18 protein-coding genes are annotated in these 18668 nt (G+C 67.8%); 11 read left to right on the top strand and 7 right to left on the bottom strand.

Translation table 11 applies throughout. From position 1 onward, the window contains the following. Positions 1 to 40: 40 nt before the first annotated feature. Positions 41 to 2860 (bottom strand): beta-glucosidase, encoded by a 2820-nt coding sequence (locus IC535_RS06640; RefSeq protein ID WP_228885490.1) that lies wholly within the window; start codon positions 2858 to 2860, stop codon positions 41 to 43. Between the two features lie 270 nt (positions 2861 to 3130). Continuing rightward, on the bottom strand, positions 3131 to 3574 hold the full coding sequence (locus IC535_RS06635) for a winged helix-turn-helix transcriptional regulator (protein ID WP_228885489.1): 444 nt from the start codon (positions 3572 to 3574) through the stop codon (positions 3131 to 3133). 74 nt (positions 3575 to 3648) lie between these two features. Between IC535_RS06635 and IC535_RS06630 the strand changes: the two genes are divergently transcribed. Continuing rightward, positions 3649 to 4818 (top strand): MFS transporter, encoded by a 1170-nt coding sequence (locus tag IC535_RS06630; protein WP_228885488.1) that lies wholly within the window; start codon positions 3649 to 3651, stop codon positions 4816 to 4818. Positions 4819 to 5446: 628 nt separating this feature from the next. Here IC535_RS06630 and IC535_RS06625 read toward each other — a convergent pair. The 4 genes from IC535_RS06625 to flgA form a co-directional block, all read right to left on the bottom strand. Next, positions 5447 to 6670, bottom strand: a complete 1224-nt coding sequence (locus IC535_RS06625) for an ATP-binding protein (protein WP_228886944.1) — start codon at positions 6668 to 6670, stop codon at positions 5447 to 5449. A 92-nt stretch (positions 6671 to 6762) separates the two neighbouring features. Further along, a complete protein-coding gene (locus IC535_RS06620; protein WP_228886943.1) occupies positions 6763 to 7101 on the bottom strand; it encodes a flagellar protein FlgN in 339 nt (112 codons plus the stop codon). Next, positions 7098 to 7400 carry a flagellar biosynthesis anti-sigma factor FlgM gene (flgM, locus tag IC535_RS06615; protein WP_228886942.1) on the bottom strand — a complete coding sequence of 101 codons (303 nt, stop codon included), beginning with the start codon at positions 7398 to 7400 and terminating at the stop codon, positions 7098 to 7100. Before flgM ends, IC535_RS06620 begins: the two co-directional genes overlap by 4 nt. A gap of 109 nt (positions 7401 to 7509) precedes the next feature. Beyond that, on the bottom strand, positions 7510 to 8160 hold the full coding sequence (flgA, locus tag IC535_RS06610) for a flagellar basal body P-ring formation chaperone FlgA (RefSeq protein ID WP_228886941.1): 651 nt from the start codon (positions 8158 to 8160) through the stop codon (positions 7510 to 7512). Between the two features lie 105 nt (positions 8161 to 8265). On the opposite strand from flgA, the gene IC535_RS06605 reads away from it, so the two are divergent. After that, positions 8266 to 9210 carry a chemotaxis protein gene (locus IC535_RS06605; protein ID WP_228886940.1) on the top strand — a complete coding sequence of 315 codons (945 nt, stop codon included), beginning with the start codon at positions 8266 to 8268 and terminating at the stop codon, positions 9208 to 9210. 566 nt (positions 9211 to 9776) lie between these two features. Here IC535_RS06605 and IC535_RS06600 read toward each other — a convergent pair. Continuing rightward, positions 9777 to 10715: an IS110 family transposase gene (locus tag IC535_RS06600; RefSeq protein ID WP_429000398.1), complete on the bottom strand. Its 939-nt coding sequence runs from the start codon at positions 10713 to 10715 to the stop codon at positions 9777 to 9779. 380 nt (positions 10716 to 11095) lie between these two features. Between IC535_RS06600 and flgB the strand changes: the two genes are divergently transcribed. The 9 genes from flgB to IC535_RS06555 all read left to right on the top strand — a co-directional run bounded on the left by flgB (position 11096) and on the right by IC535_RS06555 (position 18663). Continuing rightward, a complete protein-coding gene (gene flgB, locus IC535_RS06595; protein WP_228886938.1) occupies positions 11096 to 11491 on the top strand; it encodes a flagellar basal body rod protein FlgB in 396 nt (131 codons plus the stop codon). A gap of 3 nt (positions 11492 to 11494) precedes the next feature. After that, a complete protein-coding gene (gene flgC, locus IC535_RS06590) occupies positions 11495 to 11902 on the top strand; it encodes a flagellar basal body rod protein FlgC (RefSeq protein WP_228886937.1) in 408 nt (135 codons plus the stop codon). 26 nt (positions 11903 to 11928) lie between these two features. Continuing rightward, the gene (locus IC535_RS06585) at positions 11929 to 12615 is read left to right on the top strand and encodes a flagellar hook capping FlgD N-terminal domain-containing protein (protein WP_228886936.1); all 687 of its coding nucleotides are present in this window, start codon (positions 11929 to 11931) and stop codon (positions 12613 to 12615) included. A 32-nt stretch (positions 12616 to 12647) separates the two neighbouring features. After that, positions 12648 to 13871, top strand: coding sequence for a flagellar hook protein FlgE (gene flgE, locus IC535_RS06580; RefSeq protein WP_228886935.1), 1224 nt, complete (start codon positions 12648 to 12650; stop codon positions 13869 to 13871). Between the two features lie 32 nt (positions 13872 to 13903). Beyond that, the gene (locus tag IC535_RS06575) at positions 13904 to 14656 is read left to right on the top strand and encodes a flagellar basal body rod protein FlgF (protein WP_228886934.1); all 753 of its coding nucleotides are present in this window, start codon (positions 13904 to 13906) and stop codon (positions 14654 to 14656) included. Between the two features lie 115 nt (positions 14657 to 14771). Continuing rightward, positions 14772 to 15557 carry a flagellar basal-body rod protein FlgG gene (flgG, locus tag IC535_RS06570; protein ID WP_228886933.1) on the top strand — a complete coding sequence of 262 codons (786 nt, stop codon included), beginning with the start codon at positions 14772 to 14774 and terminating at the stop codon, positions 15555 to 15557. Between the two features lie 23 nt (positions 15558 to 15580). Next, positions 15581 to 16273, top strand: coding sequence for a flagellar basal body L-ring protein FlgH (gene flgH, locus IC535_RS06565; RefSeq protein ID WP_228886932.1), 693 nt, complete (start codon positions 15581 to 15583; stop codon positions 16271 to 16273). Positions 16274 to 16280: 7 nt separating this feature from the next. Further along, positions 16281 to 17432 (top strand): flagellar basal body P-ring protein FlgI, encoded by a 1152-nt coding sequence (locus tag IC535_RS06560; RefSeq protein ID WP_306433100.1) that lies wholly within the window; start codon positions 16281 to 16283, stop codon positions 17430 to 17432. Position 17433: 1 nt separating this feature from the next. Next, a complete protein-coding gene (locus IC535_RS06555; RefSeq protein WP_228886931.1) occupies positions 17434 to 18663 on the top strand; it encodes a glucosaminidase domain-containing protein in 1230 nt (409 codons plus the stop codon). Positions 18664 to 18668: the final 5 nt, after the last annotated feature.

Below are 18668 nucleotides of genomic sequence, written 5' to 3'. Positions count from 1 at the left end.
GGCCGGGTAGGTACCGACCGTTGGTCGGTACCGGCCTTGCTCAATGCACCACGGTATCGCCGAGCACGAACGGAATGCGTTGCAGCGGCTCGTTGGCCGAGCGCGACAGCTGCAGTTCGTAGCGGCCCTCGGCGATCTTCCACTGCTTGTCGGCGGTGTCGAAGCTGGCCAGCGTCTTGGGCTCGGCCTCGATGCGGATCCGGCGCGATTCGCCCGGCTGCAGCGTGACCTTCTGGAACCCGATCAGGCGGATCGGGGTGGCGCTGCCTTCGGGCATCTTCAGGTACAGCTGGGCCACGTCCGCACCGGCCACCTTGCCGGTGTTGCGGATGTCCACGGTGGCCACCAGACGCTGGCCCATCGCGGTGGCGCTCAGGTTTTCGTAGCTGAACTGCGTATAGGACAGGCCATGGCCGAACGCGAACTGCGGGGTCAGGCCCTTGGCGGCGAACCACTTGTAACCGACGTTGGCGCCTTCGATGTCGTAGTCGATGGTGTCATCGGGCTTGTGCTTGGGCTTGAAGCCCAGGCCGTTCACTTCCGGGCGCGGCAGCTGGCTGGCATCCACAGGCCAGGTCACCGGCAGGCGGCCGGACGGATTGACCTTGCCGGTCAGCAGCGCGGCAATGCCTTCGCCGCCGCGGATGCCCGGGTACCACGCCTGCAGCACCGCCGGCACCTGCTGCAGCCACGGCAGCTCGACCGGGCCGTTGGTTTCCAGCACCACCACGGTCTTCGGGTTGGCCTTGGCCACCCCGGCGATCAGCGCGTCCTGGTTGTCGGGCAGCTTCATGTGCGGCAGGTCGACCGATTCGGCCGACCACTGCGTGGCAAACACGATCGCCACGTCGGCCGCGGCGGCAGCGCGCGCGGCGGCGGCCACGTTGCGGCCATCCACGTACTCGATGCTGGCGTCGGGGCGCTCGGCGCGCAGGGCCTCCAGCGGCGAGGACGGGTGGAAGATCACCGGGCCCGGCCAGGTGGTCGGCAGCACGCCCGGCACCGCGTTGGTGCCCTTGGCGGTCCAGCCCACCATCGACGAACCACCGCCGCCGATCACGCCCTTGTCGGCATGCCCGCCGATGATGACGATGCGCTTGACCTCCGGGCCCAGCGGCAGCAGATTGTCGGCGTTGCGCAGCAGCACGCTGCCCTCTTCCACGGTGCGCTGGGCGGCGGCGAAGCCGGCCGCATCATCGATCGGCTGGTGCTGCGGCGGCACATCGAAATTGCCGTTGGCGAACATCGCGCGCAGGATGCGCACGACCATGTCGTCCAGGCGCGAACGCGGTACCACGCCACCGGCCACGGCCAGGCGCAGCGGCTGGTCGAAGTACACCGCCTTGTCGAACACTTCACCGGCCGACTGCTGGTCCAGGCCTGCCAGCGCCGCCTTGGAGCCGCTGTGCACGCCGCCCCAGTCGGACATCACGAAACCGGGGAACTTCCATTCCTGCTTGAGCACCTGGTTCATCAGGTAATCGTGTTCGCAGCCGTAGGTGCCGTTGATGCGGTTGTAGGAACACATCACCGAACCGGGCTTGCCGATGTCCAGGGCGATCTCGAAGGCCAGAAGGTCCGATTCGCGCATCGCCTGCTCGCCGATTTCGGCGCTGTGGAAGTTGCGCGAGGTTTCCATGTCGTTGAGCGCGAAGTGCTTCATGGTCGAGACCACGTGCTGGCTCTGTACGCCGCGGATCGACTCGCCGACCAGGCGGCCGGCCAGCAGCGGGTCTTCGCCGGCATATTCGAAGTTGCGGCCATTGCGCGGGTCGCGCTGCAGGTTGACGCTGCCGGCCAGCAGGATGTTGAACCGCTGCTGCCAGGCCTCGCGGCCCATGGTGGCGCCACCGGCAAAGGCCACTTCGGGGTTCCAGCTCGATGCGGTGGACGGGCCCGACGGCATCGCGGTGGCATGGTCGCCCTTGCGGATGCCGCCGGGGTTGGTCACGCCCACGCCGGCGTCGGCCGACTGCTGCGAGGGAATGCCCAGCCGCGCCACGCCGGGCACGAAACCGGCCGAGCCGACCGCGCCTTCCGGCAGCGGGCCGCCATCCTTGCCCAGCCCGAAATAGCTGTGCAGCATCTGGAACTTCTCATCGTCGGTCATCTTCGCCACGATCAGCCTGGCGCGTGCATCGGCGTTGAGCGTGGTGTCCATCCACGGCGTGTCGCCGCCGGCCGGGGCAGCGTAGCCCAGGGTCAGCAGCTTGCCGGCGATGGCCGGGCTGTCGGCATCGATGCGCAGCGTGACCGGCGTGCTGGTGGCCGACTGGAAGCCGTTGGAACGGGCCACCTCATCCTTGGCGTCGAAACCGGCCACGGCCGCATCGTTCGCGCCCAGCAGCACCGCCGGCGCGCCCACGCGCGAGGCCTCGATGAGCTGCTTGAAGCGCGCGCCATCGGCAGCAGCGGTATGCGTGTACAGCGCCACCACGTGGCGGCCGTCGTTCAAGCGCAGGTAGTTCATGCCCGGCGCTTCGATGCCCGACTCGGCTTCCACCGGCAGGCGCGAGATCACGATGCTGCCACGGCGCTCGGCCGAAGCCGGGTCGGCGCTGACGAAGCGGTAGGTGTAGCCCAGCTGGTCGGCCAGGGCTTCCAGCGGATCCGGCACGCGGCTGGTGCCGCTGGTGTCCGCTTCGCGGTGCACGTTGCCGATGGTCAGCGCGTCCACGTTCATGGCCTGCAGCTGGGCCGCAACGTCGGCCGCATCGAGCCATTTCGGCGCCTGTTCCAGGCTGAGCACGGTGAAGGCGTCGGCTCCGTCGGTGGTGGCGGTGGGCGCGGCCCAGGCCGAGGCGGCCAGCGAGAGCGTGATGGCGGCCGTCAGGGCCAGTGGCTTTGTAATCGTTTTCATAAGCGGGCGAAACACCTTTGCTTGCGCAAAAAATCCAGGGAGTCGTGCCGCAGAAGGGTGCAGCGCCAAGATGGCGGATGCCGGCGCCTTGCAGGCCGGTATCGGGGACTACCCGGGCAATGCAGCTACGACCAGGCCCCTCCGCCTGCCGATACAGCCACCCTGCCCGGCGGGCACCGCGGACGGCACCCATCCGGTGAAGAGTCGTCGACCCTGTTCATGCCTGTCAACACCGTGTTCATATTCGCCTGCGTATGCGACGGCCGTCACTCAGCCTTCGTCCGGCCTGACCACGTGGGTTGCCGACGCTTCCAGCACCTGCCCATCGGCATCGCGCGGCAGCAGCGGCGCCAGCGGACGGCCATCGGCCAGGGCCAGCAGTTGCGAGCGCGGTTCACCTTCGGCGAACAGAAACCCCTCGCCCCATTGGCGCAGCGCCACCACCAGCGCGAACAGGGCCTGGCCCTGCGCGGTCAGCACATAGTCGTGGTAACGGCTGCCGTCGGCGGCCGGCTGCTGCACCAGCACACCGGCCGCCTGCAAGGCCTGCAGGCGCTGGCTGAGCATGCTGCGCGACATGCCCAGGCTGCGCTGGAAATCGCCGAAACGGCGGATCCCGTCGAAGGCATCGCGCACCAGCAGCAGCGACCAGCGGTCGCCAACCACCTCCAGCGCGCGCGCCACCGGGCAGGTCAGATTGGGATCGTCGTGCATGGCCGCCCTCCGAAAGTGGTTTCATTTTAGAACCAAATAATCCAGAATCAACTGGTTCTATTTTGAGACTACATATGTCAACCGCTGCGTCGCTGCCCCGCACCGCCACCCTGTTGCTGCTGCTGTTCGCCTGCGCCGCCGGGCTCAGCGTGGCCAATGTCTACTACGCCCAGCCGCTGCTGGACGCGCTGGCCGCCGACCTGCGCATCGGCACTGCCCGGATCGGCGTGGTGATCGCCGCCACCCAGCTTGGCTCGGTTGCCGCGCTGCTGTGGCTGGTGCCGCTGGGCGACCGGGTCGAGCGCCGCCGGCTGATGGCCGTGCAGAACCTCGCCCTGGTGCTGGCCCTGCTCGGGGTGGCCCTGACCGGCAATGCGCTGGCGCTGCTGCTGGGCATGCTGGCGGTGGGCCTGCTCGGCACCGCGATGACCCAGGGCCTGATCGCCTATGCCGCCGCGGCCGCCGCACCGCACGAACGTGGCCGCGTGGTCGGTGCCGCCCAGGCCGGGGTGGTGGTCGGCCTGCTGCTGGCCCGGGTGGTGGCCGGCGGCGTGGCCGACCTCGGCGGCTGGCGCGCGGTCTACCTGCTGTCGGCGGGCCTGATGCTGGTCAGCGGCGCGCTGCTATGGCTGCGCCTGCCACGGCTGGAGGTGGCCGCGGCAAGGCCGCCGGTGGGCTTGACCACGCTGCTGCGCCAGCAACCGGTGCTGCGCCGGCGCGGCGTTCTGGGGCTGCTGCTGTTCACCGCGTTCGGCCTGTTCTGGAGCAGCATGGCGCTGCCGTTGAGCGCCCCTCCGTATGCGCTCAGCCACACCGCGATCGGCGCATTCGCGCTGGTCGGCCTGCTGGGTGCACTGGCCGCCGCGCGCAGCGGGCACTGGAGCGACCGCGGCCATGCCGAACGCGTTTCCTGCGCCGCATTGCCGCTGTTGCTGCTGAGCTGGGCACCGCTGGCCGCGCTGCCACTGCACGTGGGCTGGCTGGTACTGGGCGTGCTGTTGCTGGACCTGGCCGTGCAGGCCCTGCACGTCACCAACCAGAGCCTGATCCTGGCCGCCGCGCCGCACGCACAGGCGCAGGTGATCGCCGCCTACATGCTGTTCTATGCCGCCGGCAGCGGGCTGGGCGCGCTGGCCGGCCCGGCACTGTATGCCGCCTGGGGCTGGAACGGCGTCTGCACCGCCGGGGCCCTGGTCTCGTTGCTGGCGCTGGTGGTGTGGAGCCGCGTGCGCCGGCCGGAATGACCCGGCAACGCCTGTCCGTCCTGGTGTGATTGTCAGCGCAGTCATGCAGCTTCAGTTCAATGGCGTTGCTGGCCCTGCGTCCGGCTCGGCGGTGGCCGGGCTGGCGCGGGTGGGAAAGCGTAGGTCCGAGCCACGCTCGGACAGCGTGATGCCGAGACGATGCGTGTCCGACCATGGGTCGGACCTACCTGTGATGGGGTTTCCAGGAACTGGAACAACGTCAGACCGTGGTCGGACAGCTGTTGCTGTTGCTGTTGCTGTTGCTGTTGCTGTTGCTGTTGCCGTGGATTTTGATCGACCTCCCCCTTGGAGCGAGCCGAGCATCGCAGCGGCAGCGGGGGCGAAGAGGCGCGGGTGTCTGAGCGCAGCGAGTTCCGCGCCGTCCCCCGATGACGCGAGAAGCGCAGGGTACCGGCAGGCGTAGCCTGACGGATCGCGGACGGGGGCGTGTTCTTTGGTTACTTTCTTGCACGAGCAAGAAAGTGACTCGCGCCCCGAAGGGGCACGAAACGCTTTTGAAGTTAAGAACCGCGAAGCGGAAAAAGCCAAAGCAACAGCATCCGGCCAGCGGCCGGCACTACCAGGACGGGCACCAACCGCCGCCACAGCGGTACGGCCATAGCGCCCCTCAGCGCGGCTGCTTGATCGGCAGTACCAGGCGGAACTTCGAGCCCTGGCCCGGGGTGCTGTCCAGGTCGATGCGGCCGTGGTGCTTGTTGATGATGCTGTAGGAGATCGACAGGCCCAGGCCGGTGCCGCTGCCCACCGGCTTGGTGGTGAAGAACGGATCGAAGATGCGCTGGCGCAGCTCGGGCGAAATGCCGCCGCCGGTGTCCTCGAATTCCACCCAGACATGGTCCCCGTCCACCCCGCTGCGCACGGTGATGGTGCCGCGCTCGGCAATGGCGTGGCCGGCGTTGAGCAGCAGGTTCATGTACACCTGGTTGAGCTCGGACGGCAGGCATTCCACCAGCGGCAGCTGGCCGAACTCGCGCTGCAGGGTCACCTTGTACTTGAGCTCGTTCCAGATGATGTTGATGGTCGACTCCAGCCCCGAATGCAGGTCGACCAGCTTCCAGGATTCGTCGCGGCCGGAGTACGAAAAGTCCTTCAGGTCGCGCACGATCCGGGTCACCCGCTCGATCCCCTCGCGCGATTCGGCCATCAACTGCGGCAGGTCGCGGCTGATGAAGTCGATGTCGAAGCGGTTGCGGATATCGTCGATCTCCGGGATCAGCGCCTTCGGGTCGGGCGCGCGCAGCGCACGCTCGTAGGCTTCGATCACCGTGAACAGGCTGCGCAGGTATTCCTGCAGGCTGCCCAGGTTGGAGTGCACGTAGCCGATGGGGTTGTTGATCTCGTGCGCCACGCCGGCGGCAAGCTGGCCGATCGAGGCCATTTTTTCCGACTGCAGCAGTTTTTCCTGGGTGCCGTTCAGGCGCAGATAGGCCTGGCGCAGTTCGGCATGGCGCTGCTGCAGTTCGCGTTCGTAGTCTTCCTGGCCTTCGATGCGGCGGAACAGGGCCAGGTAATGGCGCTGGCCGGCTTCTTCGTGCTGGTAGACATCGGCGATGACCATGCGCTCGCCGACCGGCAGGCTGCCGTTCCAGTGGCCGTGCAGGCGCGCATGCTCGAGCGCATCGGGCGGCAGCAGCTGGCGCAGCCACTGCGCCGGGCCCACGCCGGCATCCTGCTCGGCCTGGCCGAGCATTTCGTTGAGCGCGGCATTGGCCAGGGCCACGCTGCCGTCTTCGCGGAACAGCAGCACGCCTTCGTTGATCCGCTCGAACAGGGCGAGCAGGACCGGCTGCGGCGGCAGCGGTGCGGTGACAAGGTTGGAGGAAGCGGTCACGGTCACATCGGGCAGTCGGAACAGGCGCCCAATATACGCGTTGGCTGAACAGACCACAGCCACGCCCGCGCGATAGCGGCCGCGGCGGGCGCTCAGGCCACGGCCAGCGGCCGCCGGGTGTGCATGATATTGGCCTGGCCCTTGGCATCGTAGGCCGAGGCATCCTCGCTGCGGCCGAGCTGGCGCAGCGCCCAGTTGACCTCGCGGCGCCGGCGCGACAGCAGCACGCCGTTGGCGCGGTTGCGTTCGGCCAGCTCCTGCAGGCGTTCGCCCTGCCCGACCGGCAGCACCGCTTCCAGCGCACGCAGGGCGTCCAGCTTGGCACCGGTGGCACGGATCAGGGCATGCACATCATGTTCGATCAATGCCTGGCGCTCGACGTCCAAGGCATCGCTGAGGCGCTGCAATGGCTCGCTCATCGCCAGGTTCATCCCTGCAGCTGCTGGTCCAGCTCGAGCATGCGCGAGGCGATCGCATCGGGATTGATCTTGTAGGTACCGTCCTGCAGCGACTGGCGCACGGCCTGCACGCGCTCGGCGTCGATCGCCGGGGCGGCGCTCAGTTCGCGCTGCATGGCCTGCAGGCTGGTGGCCTCGCCGGTCAGGCGCAGGCTGTCGGCCGCCTCGACCGGACGGGTCGGCGCATCGGTGCTGGCGGCCGGCTTGTTGCCAAGGGCGACGCTGCGCAGATGGGCAGTGGCCTGCAGGTTGCCGTCGATTTTCTGGCTCATGAAGTTGTCCTGGGTGTGCGGTTCACAAGGGTTAACGGCATGGGGACCGCCATCTTTAGGGGATTCTGCAGCTTTTTCGTCGCATTCGGGCGCCGGTTCAGCAATGTGTTCAGCGCGTCACAAAAACGTCGCCGGTGGCCGCCACGGTGCCCTGCACGATCTTGCGCGAGGACAGGTTCTCCACCGAGACCCGCTCATTTTCACCGGCATCGGCCAAGGCCTTGCCCGCTACGCGGACTTCGACCCCGCCAAACCGCGACACCAGGGCGACGCTGTCGCCGCGGCGCACCAGGCGCTGGGCGACCAGATCGTTGGCCGCCAGCAGGCTGCCGGCGCTGAGGGTGCGCCGTGCCACCCGCCCGACTGCGGCGGCCGGGTCGGCCAGTGCGGCGCCGGCGATGCGGGCCACGTCGCGCTGGGCAGTCGTGATATCGGCCAGGGCGATGGTTTCTCCAGCAGCGATGCCGCGATTGAGAATGAGCACAGTCTGGTTGCGGCGGATCCTGACCGGGACGAACAGGCGCCAGCCGCCGGCGTCCGGGCAGCTCACTTCTACTGTAGTGGTGCCGGTGGGCTGGGCGCGCAGGCCCTGGCCGCAGGCCGGCAGGCGCAGCGCCGAATCCAGGGTGGTGTCGCCTTCGCTGCCGGCCGGCAAGGTCGACAGGGCGGCGGCGCGGATGCTGTCCACCGGCTGCCAGGTGCCGGCGGCGAGCGCGGGCACGCCGGCCAGGGCAAGCAGGACAAGGATGATCCAACGCATGGCAACTCCACGGGCAAGGCACATGGGCAGCGTCCTGCAAGCGGCGTGCCGGACATCGCCGGGCGGGCCGCTCAAGTCGGGCGCGCCAGCGCCGATACTGCTTCCATGTCACATGACCTGCTCAACCGCATCGACCAGCGTACGCGCCTGGCCGGCCACAATCGTCTGGCCCTGCTGCTGTTCCGGCTCGGCGGACGTCAGCTTTTTGGCGTGAATGTATTCAAGGTGCAGGAAGTCCTGCGCCGCCCGGACCTGTTCCAGGTACCCGGGCTGCCCAGCCAGTTCGCCGGGGTGGCCGATGTGCGGGGCCGCTCGGTGCCGGTGCTGGACCTGGGCCTGGCGATCGGCCACCCCGAACGCGAGCCGGACGCCGACAAGGCGCCGGGCTATCTGGTGGTGACCGAATTCAACCGCTCGATCCAGGGCTTCCTGGTCAGCGGCGTGGAACGGATCGTCAATATCGCGGTGGAGGACATCCACCCGCCGCCGGAACTGGGCGCCGAATCGAGCTACCTGACCGCGGTGACGCGCTTCCAGGGCGAGCTGATCCAGGTGATCGACGTGGAAAGCGTGCTGGCCGATATCGCCCAGGTGCGCGGCGAGGCGGTGCTGGACCCGTCGCTGGCGATGCCGGCCGATGGCCCGCAGCTGCAGGTGCTGGTGGTGGACGATTCGCGGGTGGCCCGCCAGCAGATCCGCAGCGTGCTGGACCAGCTGGGGGTGGGCGCGACCCTGCTGTCGGACGGCAGGCAGGCGCTGGACCACCTGCTGCAGATCCATGCGGCCGGGGAGAACCCGGCCGAACGCTACGCGATGGTGATCTCCGACATCGAGATGCCGGCGATGGACGGCTATACGCTGACGACGGAAATCCGGCGCCATCCGGGCCTGGCCGGGCTGTATGTGCTGCTGCACACCTCGCTGTCGGGGGTATTCAACAACGCGATGGTCGAGCGGGTGGGCGCCAATGCCTTCGTGGCCAAGTACTCGCCCCACGAGCTGGCCGACTTCGTGCTGGACCGCCTGCGGAAGGTGGCGTTGGCTGCTTGATGCTGGTTGTTGGTTGACCGGTGTTTCAAGCCGCGGTTGGATGGCTGGGTGCGGGCTGGGGCGAATGGGGTAGCGGGACACGCCGTGAACCCATCCATGGGGGCTGGGGGCTTGGCGAAAACATCCATGTTTTCGACAGTCCCGCCACCCCATTCGCCCCAGCCCGCCGACAACGGGTCGGCGCCTTGAGATCAAGCAGTCTTTTGGGGTTGGAGGAGCCGGGCAGAGCCCGGCTCTACGGCGTTTCACCATTTCTACGATTTCCCGCCGCCTCGCCTCTCCGGTAGTGCCGGCCGCTGGCCGGATGGCCATGAACGCCTGATCTGGCCAGCCGCCTCCCTTGCCCTGGCTGGTAGGAGCCGAGCAAGCTCGGCTCTACCCCTTCCCCTCACCTGCTGCGCAGGTTCGAGCGACCAAGCATCACTGCCCGACTCACTGAGTTGCTGGGCTTTTGCCGTGCCTGCCCAACCGTTGAAGTAGAACCATGGGGCCGCGCGGGGTTAGCCCCTGCCGGGACTGTCGAAAACATGGATGTTTTCGCCAAGCCCCCAGCAACTGTCTTGGGATCAAGCCGCTTTGGGCAATGTGGGCTGCCAAGGCTGGGCATTCCGCAACATGACGTTGATGATGCAGAGCAGCTTGCGCATGAGGGCTACCAGCGCCACTTTGCCCGGCTTCCCGGCCGCGCGCAGCCGCTGGTAGAAGACGCGCAGCACCGGATTGTGACGCGCTGCCACCAGCGCGGCCATGTACAAGGCCGCGCGGGGCGCGCAGCGCCCGGCATAGGTCGTGCGCCGGCCGCGCGTTCGACCGCTGTCGCGGTTGAACGGTGCCACCCCCACCAGGGCGCTGATTTCACGCCGGTTCAATCGACCCAGTTCAGGTAGCCAGGTCAGCAGGCTCAGCGCGGTCCGTTGCGCAATGCCGGGCACGCTGGTCAGCAACTCAACCTGGTCGCGTAGCACGCCGGAGCTCTTCAGGCTGCCGTCGGTGTCCCGATCGCACTGCTGCAACTGCTGCTCAAGCCAAGCGATCGTGCGTCGCACCTGCGGACGCACCACCCGGTGGGCGCTGCAGAGGCGGTTGCGCTCCATGCCAAGCATCTCCAGCAACTGGCGGCGACGGGTCAAAAGCGCCTGTAGCTGCCGAGTATTCTCATCGGGCTGCGCGCGTGCTTCAGGCTTGATCGCCTCACCAAACTGCACCAGGACCCGCGCATCGATCAGATCGGTCTTGGCCAGCAATCCTCTGGCCCGGGCAAAACTGCGGACCTGCCGCGGATTGATGACCCGCACCGGCAAGCCTCCCGCTGCCAGCTCAGCGGCCGCAGCACGCTCCAGCCCGCCAGTGGCTTCCATCACAATCAACTCCGGGTCCAGCCCGGCCAGGCGCTGGGCCAGCTCGCGCTGGCCTGCCGCGTCATTGGGCACCTGCCAGGCCTGCTTCAGGCCCACGGCAACGTCCAGCACCGCCTTGGAAACATCGATACCTACGTAAATACGCATGACACACCTCCGTCGTCGGCCTTTCCTGTCCCTGCCTTGCATGCGGGGTCGAACCCCGGGCAACTGTTCGGGCTTCTGGAAAGAAAGGCGCGGCGATCCCGCTGGGGGACGCACTCCCGTTGGGGGTGCCATGGATGGTCGATCTGCCGCGCCAAGGGTAGTTTTACCACCAAGCCAAGACGCAATGGATGGGTTCACGGCGTGTCCCGGCAGGGGCTAACCCCGCGCGGCCTACTCGCTGCAACAAACAGCCGAACGCTTTCTGCGCAGCCATTCGAGTGTGGCTCGGATCTACCACACCATCCCGGACAGACCTGCACAGCCACCCAAACTGGCACAGCCCTTGCACCACTCCCCACATCGTCCCGTGGGAGAGCGCCATGCCCAATCTGATTTCCGACTATCTGGGGGTCCATGCCCAGGCCATGCCGTTGCGCGAGCAGCGGATGAAGCTGATCGCCAGCAACCTGAGCAACGCCGACACCCCCGGCTACAAGGCCCAGGACCTGGACTTCGATGCCGCCCTGCGCAACGCCCAGGGCCTGGACAGCAACGGCCTGATGAAAACCACCAACGAACAGCACTACGCCATCGGCGGCGGCCTCAACCCCTTCCAGGTCACCAAGGAGGGCGTGCAGCCCAGCATCGACGGCAACACCGTCGACCCCGATGCCGAACGGGCCGCCTATGGCCGCGCCGCGCTGGAATACCGCGCATCGCTCAGCTTCGTCGAATCCAAGGTGCGCTCCATGCTCACCGCCATCACAGGCCAATAAGCCATGAGCAACCTGCCCATCTTCGACATCGCCGGCTCGGCCCTGCAGGCCCAGTCGGTGCGCATGAGCACCATCGCCTCCAACCTGTCCAACGCCGACAGCGTGGCCGGCTCGGCCGATGCGGTCTACAAGCCGCTCGAACCGATCTTCCAGTCGGTCACCAGCCGCACCGACCCCAACATCACCACCGTCCAGGTCAAGGAAATCAACCAGAGCCAGGCCGCGCCGATCAAACGCTACGAGCCCGGCCACCCGCTGGCCGACGGCGACGGCTACATCTACCAGCCCGACGTCGACCCGGTCGCGCAGATGGTCAACCTGATCTCGACCTCGCGCAATTACCAGGCCGGCGTGGAAATGCTGAGCACCGCCAAGGAACTGGCGCTGGCCACCTTGACCATGGGTCGCTGACCCCACACTCCCCAGGACACCCTGTCATGAGCAGCACCAACGGCGTCGGCCAGAACAACAGCGACATCTACAAGGCGCTTGGCCTCAACGCGCCCAACAGCGACATGAGCAAGAAGAAGAGCACGCTCGACCAGGCCGACTTCCTGCGCCTGATGACCGAGCAGCTGCAGCACCAGGACCCGCTCAAGCCGATGGACAACACCCAGATGGTGGCGCAGATGGCGCAGCTGTCCCAGGTCCAGGGCATCACCGACCTCAACACCACCGTCAAGGGTTTCCAGGACCAGATGTCCGGCGACCAGATCCTGCGCGGTGCCGCCCTGGTCGGGCACGAGGTGCTGATCCCCTCGGCCAAGTGGTCGCTGGAAGCCGAAGGCGGCACCAACGGCATGGTCGCCGCCCCCGGCGCCGGCTTCGTCAACGTGGACATCACCGATGCCAACGGGGTCAAGGTCAACACCCTGAGCGTGGAAGCCAAGGCCGGCGGCGAAGTCAGCTTCGCCTGGGACGGCAAGGACGCCAACGGCAACCGTATGGCGCCGGGCAGCTACACCATCGCGGCCACTTTCACCGACAGCGCCGGCGCCAAGACCAAGGCCAATACCTACGTCGAAGCACCGGTGGAGAGCGTCACCGTCGGCTCGGACGGGCTGTACCTCAACCTCAAGGGCCTGGGTACGGCCCCGATCGACTACGTGCTCCGCATCAGCTGAGCCGCCCCACCCCGCATACCAGGAGCAATCCCATGGGCTTCAATGTTTCGCTGTCCGGCATCAACGCCGCCAATGCCGATCTGAACGTCACCGCCAACAACATCGCCAACGTCAACACCACCGGCTTCAAGCAGTCGCGCGCCGAGTTCGCCGACCTGTTCTCGGCCACCAGCTACGGCCTGTCCAAGAACGCCATCGGCCAGGGCGTGCGGCTGACCAACGTGGCCCAGCAGTTCTCGCAGGGCAACAACGAACAGACCGGGCGCAGCCTGGACATGGCCATCGCCGGCGAGGGCTTCTTCACCATGAACATGAACGGTGCCCGGGTGTATTCGCGCGCCGGCAACTTCCAGACCGACCAAGCCGGCTTTGTAACCAACCCGCAGGGCGCGCGCCTGCAGGTGTTCGCGCCCAATGCCGATGGCACCAGCTTCGACGCCGGCCGCCTGGTCGACCTGCAGCTGCTGACCACCGACAGCCCGCCCAAGCAGACCGGCAACGTCAATGTCAGCTTCACCCTGCCGGCCAACGCCAAGGTACCCACGGTCACCCCGTTCAGCCCGGCCGACTCCAACAGCTACAGCCAGTCCACCGGCGGCATCACCGTGTACGACTCGTTGGGCGTCAGCCATACCCAGACCTCCTACTTCGTCAAGACCGCCACCGCCAACCAGTGGCAGGTCTACAACTACGTCGACGGCCAGGCCGCCGGCACGCCGACCACGCTGACCTTCAACGACGGCGGCACGCTGACCGCGCCGGCCAACGGCAAGATCACCCTCGATCCGTTCACCCCCAGCACCGGCGCCGGCCAGCTGGCGCTGACCCTGGACATCAGCGGGTCCACCCAGTACGGCGAGAAGTTCGCGCTGCGCAACACCCAGCAGGACGGCTACGCCGCCGGCAAGCTCAATGAGATCACCGTGTCCGAGGAAGGCGTGGTCTACGCGCGCTACTCCAATGGCGATGACAAGGCGCTGGGCCAGGTCGCGCTGAGCACCTTCAACAACGCCCAGGGCCTGGAAGCCAAGGGCAACAACCTGTGGGTGGAAACCTTCAACTCCGGCACCCCGCGTACCGGCGCGCCGGACAGCTCCAACCTGGGCAAGGTCCAGGCCGGTTCGCTGGAGGCCTCCACGGTCGACCTGACCGAACAGCTGGTCAACATGATCACCGCCCAGCGCAATTTCCAGGCCAACTCGCAGATGGTCTCGACCATGGACCAGATCACCCAGACCATCATCAACATCCGTTGATGAGCCACTGACCGCATCACGGGATTACAAGCATGGACAAGGCGCTCTACGTGGCGATGACCGGCGCACGCGCCTCGCTGCAGGCACAGGGCACGCTCTCGCACAACCTGGCCAACACCGATACCCCCGGCTTCAAGGAGGCCCTGGCCAACACCGAGGCCTTCCCGATCAAGGGTTCCGGCTACGCCTCGCGGGTGGACGCCCTGCACGTGGACGCCGGCTTCAACCGGCGCATGGGCGCCCAGCAGATCACCGGCAACCCGCTGGACCTGTCGCTGCAGTCGGGCAACTGGCTGGCGGTGCAGGCCCCGGCCGGCGGCGGCGAGGCCTATACCCGTGGTGCGGCGCTGTCGATCACCCCCAATGGCCAGCTGGTGACCGCCGGCGGCCATCCGGTGCTGGACGAGAACGGCGCGCCGATCGCCATTCCGCCGCACCAGGCGATGGACATCGGCAACGACGGCACGATCTCGATCATTCCGCTGGGCGAAGGCCCGCAGACCATGGCCAACATCGGCCGGATCCGCGTGGTGGCGGCTGCCGACGAACGCCTGGAACGCGGCCTGGACGGACTGATGCGCAACGCCGACCCGCGGCAGCCGTTCGTGCAGGCCCAGGGCAAGTCGCTGGAAAGCGGCCAGCTGGAGGGCAGCAACGTCGATGCGGCCGGTGCGCTGGTGCAGATGATCCAGCTGCAGCGCCAGTACGAAATGCAGGTGAAGGTGATCAAGCATGGCGACGACAACGCGCGCAGCGCCAACAGCCTGCTGCGCCTGGGCGGCTGATCGCCGCGCCGGCGCGCCGGCGCCATGAAACCGGCGCGGTTGTGGCACGCGCCATGCATCTGCCCCTGCAACGGCCACCCCACGTGGCCACCCGTACCAACACAGGACTATCGCCATGAACCAGGCATTGTGGATCGCCAAGACCGGACTGGATGCGCAGCAGACGCGCATGTCGGTGGTTTCCAACAACCTCGCCAACACCAATACCACCGGTTTCAAGCAGGACCGTGCCAGCTTCGAAGACCTGCTCTACCAGCAGGTGCGCCAGCCCGGCGGTGCATCCTCGGCGCAGACCCAACTGCCGACCGGCCTGCAGATCGGCACCGGCGTGCGGGTGGTGGCCACCTCCAAGAACTTCGAACAGGGCAGCCAGCAGCAAACCGGCCGCGCGCTGGATGTGATGGTCAACGGTCGCGGTTTCTTCGAGGTGCAGATGCCCGACGGTTCGTCGGCCTATACCCGTGACGGCTCGTTCCAGCGCAACCAGCAGGGCGAACTGGTCACCAACAGCGGCTACCCGGTGCAGCCGGGCATCCAGATCCCCGAAGGCGCGCAGTCGCTGACCATCGGCACCGACGGCACCATCAGCGTGAAGATGGCCGACGACGCCGCCTCGGTGGAAATCGGCGCGCTGACCCTGACCGACTTCGTCAACCCGGCCGGCCTGCAGGCGCGCGGCGAAAACCTGTTCCTGGAAACCACCGCCTCCGGCCCGGCGCAGAACGGCAACCCCGGTCTGAACGGCCTGGGCAGCGTGGTCCAGGGCGCGCTGGAAGGCAGCAATGTCAACGTGGTCGAAGAACTGGTGTCGATGATCGAAACCCAGCGCGCCTACGAAATGAACGCCAAGGCGATCTCCACCACCGACGCGATGCTCGGCTACCTCAACCAGAACGTCTGATCGGTCGAACCGGGAACCCTGCCATGTCGCTCCTGCGCCCCACCCTCCGCCTGCTCCCGGCCTGTGCCGTGGTCGCCCTGCTCGGCGGCTGCGTCATCGCCGGCGATGTCCGGCCCTACCCGGCGATGGCGCCGGTCACTCCGATCGTGGCGCCCAGCGCGCCGGCCACCGCCGGTGCGATCTACGCCGCCGGCCCCGGCCTGCAGCTGTACTCGGACCGTCGCGCGCGCGATGTCGGCGACCTGCTGACCATCACCCTGACCGAAAGCACCACTGCCCAGACCACCGCCAACACCACCACCGCCAAGGAATCGGAGCTGACCATCGGCAGCCCCAACCTGTTCGGTGCGCCGGTGACCCTGGGCGGCAAGGACATCCTCAGCGCCAGCGCCAAGGGCGAGCGCGATTTCGCCGGCAAGGGCACCAGCGCGCAGAGCAACCGGCTGCAGGGCAGCGTGACCGTCACGGTGATGCAGCGCCTGCCCAACGGAAACCTGGTGGTCCAGGGCGCCAAGAACCTGCGGCTCAACCAAGGCGATGAGCTGGTGCAGGTGCAGGGCATCGTGCGCGCGGCGGACATCTTCCCCGACAACACCATTCCGTCCAGCCGCGTTGCCGATGCCCGCATCGTCTACGGCGGCCGCGGCCCGGTCGCCCAGTCCAATGCGATGGGCTGGCTGAGCCGCTTCTTCAACTCGGCGTTGACGCCGTTCTGAGCCTGACATGACCTTCTCCTTCTCCCTGTTCGGGCAGCGACGCATGGCGTCGCTCTACGCGATGCGTGTCGCCATCGCATTGCTGGCGATGTTCGCGCTTGCCGCACCGGCCTCTGCCGAACGCATAAAGGACCTGGCCCAGGTCGGCGGCGTGCGCACCAATGCACTGGTCGGCTACGGCCTGGTGGTCGGCCTGGACGGCAGCGGCGACCGCACCAGCCAGGCGCCCTTCACCGTGCAGAGCCTGAAGAACCTGCTCGGCGAACTGGGCGTGAACGTGCCGGCCAACGTCAACCCGCAGCTGAAGAACGTGGCCGCCGTGGCGATCCACGCCGAGCTGCCGCCGTTCGCCAAGCCCGGCCAGCCGATCGACATCACCGTGTCCTCGGTCGGCAACGCGGTCTCGCTGCGTGGCGGTTCGCTGCTGATGGCACCGCTGCGCGGCGCCGATGGCCAGGTCTATGCGATCGCCCAAGGCAACCTGGTGGTCGGCGGCTTCGGCGCGCAGGGCAAGGACGGCTCGCGGGTGTCGGTGAACGTGCCCAGCGTCGGCCGCATTCCCAATGGCGCCACCGTCGAGCGCGCGCTGCCGGATGTGTTCAGCGGTGGCGGCGACATCACCTTGAACCTGCACAAGAACGACTTCACCACCGTGTCGCGGATGGTCGCCGCGCTCAACAATGCCTTCGGCGATGGCGCGGCGCGGGCGATCGACGGGGTCACCGTGGCGGTGCAGTCGCCCAGCGACCCGGGCGCCCGGATCGGCCTGCTGGCCCGCATCGAAAACCTGGAACTCACCCCCGGCAGCGCGCCGGCCAAGGTGGTGGTCAATGCACGGACCGGCACGGTGGTGATCGGTTCGCAGGTGCGGGTGGGCGCTGCGGCCATTTCGCACGGCTCGCTGACGGTGACGATCAACGAGAACACCAACGTCAGCCAGCCCAATGCCTTCGGCAACGGCCAGACCGTGGCCACGCCGCAGTCCACCATCACCGCCACCAACGACGGCAGCCGCATGTTCAAGTTCACCGGCGGCACCACGCTGGATGAGATCGTGCACGCGGTCAATGCGGTGGGCGCCGCCCCGGGCGACCTGATCGCCATCCTGGAAGCCCTCAAGCAGGCCGGCGCGCTCAGCGCCGAACTCGAGGTGATCTGATATGCGCATCACCCCCGCACTGGAACTCAACCCGGCCCAGGCCAACAGCCCGGCCAAGGTCGACAAGGTCGCCCGCCAGCTGGAAGGCCAGTTCGCGCAGATGCTGGTCAAGAGCATGCGCGATGCCAGCTTCGGCGATGCGCTGTTCCCGGCCGAAAACACCATGTTCCGCGAGATGTACGACAAGCAGATCGCAGAGGCGATGACCCGCGGCCGCGGCCTGGGCTTGTCGGCGATGATCACCCGCCAGCTCGGTGGCGCCCAGGCCGAGGCGGCCACGCCCACCGACACTGCCCTGAACCCGGCCGCCGCCCTGCGCGCCTACCGGCTCAACGCACCGGCGGCCGCGCCGATGGCGCTGCCGGGCGCTACCGCCCCGGCCGGCGCCAACAGCGAAGTGGAGATGCTGCAGCAGCTGCGCGGCGCCGATCCGTCGGCGGTATTGCAGCCGATGGAACGCGCGCTGGACCTGATCGCCGGCCGCGAAAGCAGCCAGATGCACGAGGCGATCGGCCGCAGCGACCCGTATGCGGCCGCGCCGGGGGTCAACGACCCGAGCCGGGAAAACTGGGCCGCGCTGGCCAACGACCGCTGGAGCGGGGTCAACGACGGCGCCGCTGCGCGCGGACCCAGCGCGGTCGATACGCTGGCGGCCAACACCGCCGCCGCCAAGCTCGGCCCGCATACGCCGGAAGGCTTCGTGGCCAGCATCTGGGGCCATGCCCAGCAGGCCGCGCGCGAACTGGGCGTGGACGCCAAGGCGCTGGTCGCCCAGGCCGCGCTGGAAACCGGCTGGGGCCGCAAGCTGGTGCAGCGCAACGGCGGCGGCAGCTCGCACAACCTGTTCGGGATCAAGGCCAACGGCTGGAACGGCGAGCGCGCCCGCAGCGGCACCCATGAATACGTGGACGGCGTGCGCCGCAACGAAACCGCCAGCTTCCGCGCCTATGGCTCGGTCGGCGACAGCTTCGCCGACTACGTGAAACTGCTCAAGAACAGCCCGCGCTACCAGAACGCGCTGCAGGCCGGCAGCGATGTGCGCGGCTTTGCGCAGGGCCTGCAGAAGGCCGGCTACGCCACCGACCCCGGCTACGCGGCCAAGATCGCCGCCATTGCCGGCGGCCCGACCATCGAGCGCGCCATCGCCGCCGTGGGCGATGCCAGCCAGCGCCTGGGCCAGACTTTTGCCAGCACCGCCAGCCCGACCGGGCTGGGTGCCATCCGCCGTTGAGGTAA

It is taken from the genome of Stenotrophomonas rhizophila, assembly GCF_020857975.1.
GTDB classification, from domain to species: Bacteria; Pseudomonadota; Gammaproteobacteria; order Xanthomonadales; family Xanthomonadaceae; genus Stenotrophomonas; species Stenotrophomonas rhizophila_C.
Note: the sequence above shows the minus strand (reverse complement) of the source record. Positions and strands in the feature narration are given on the sequence as shown.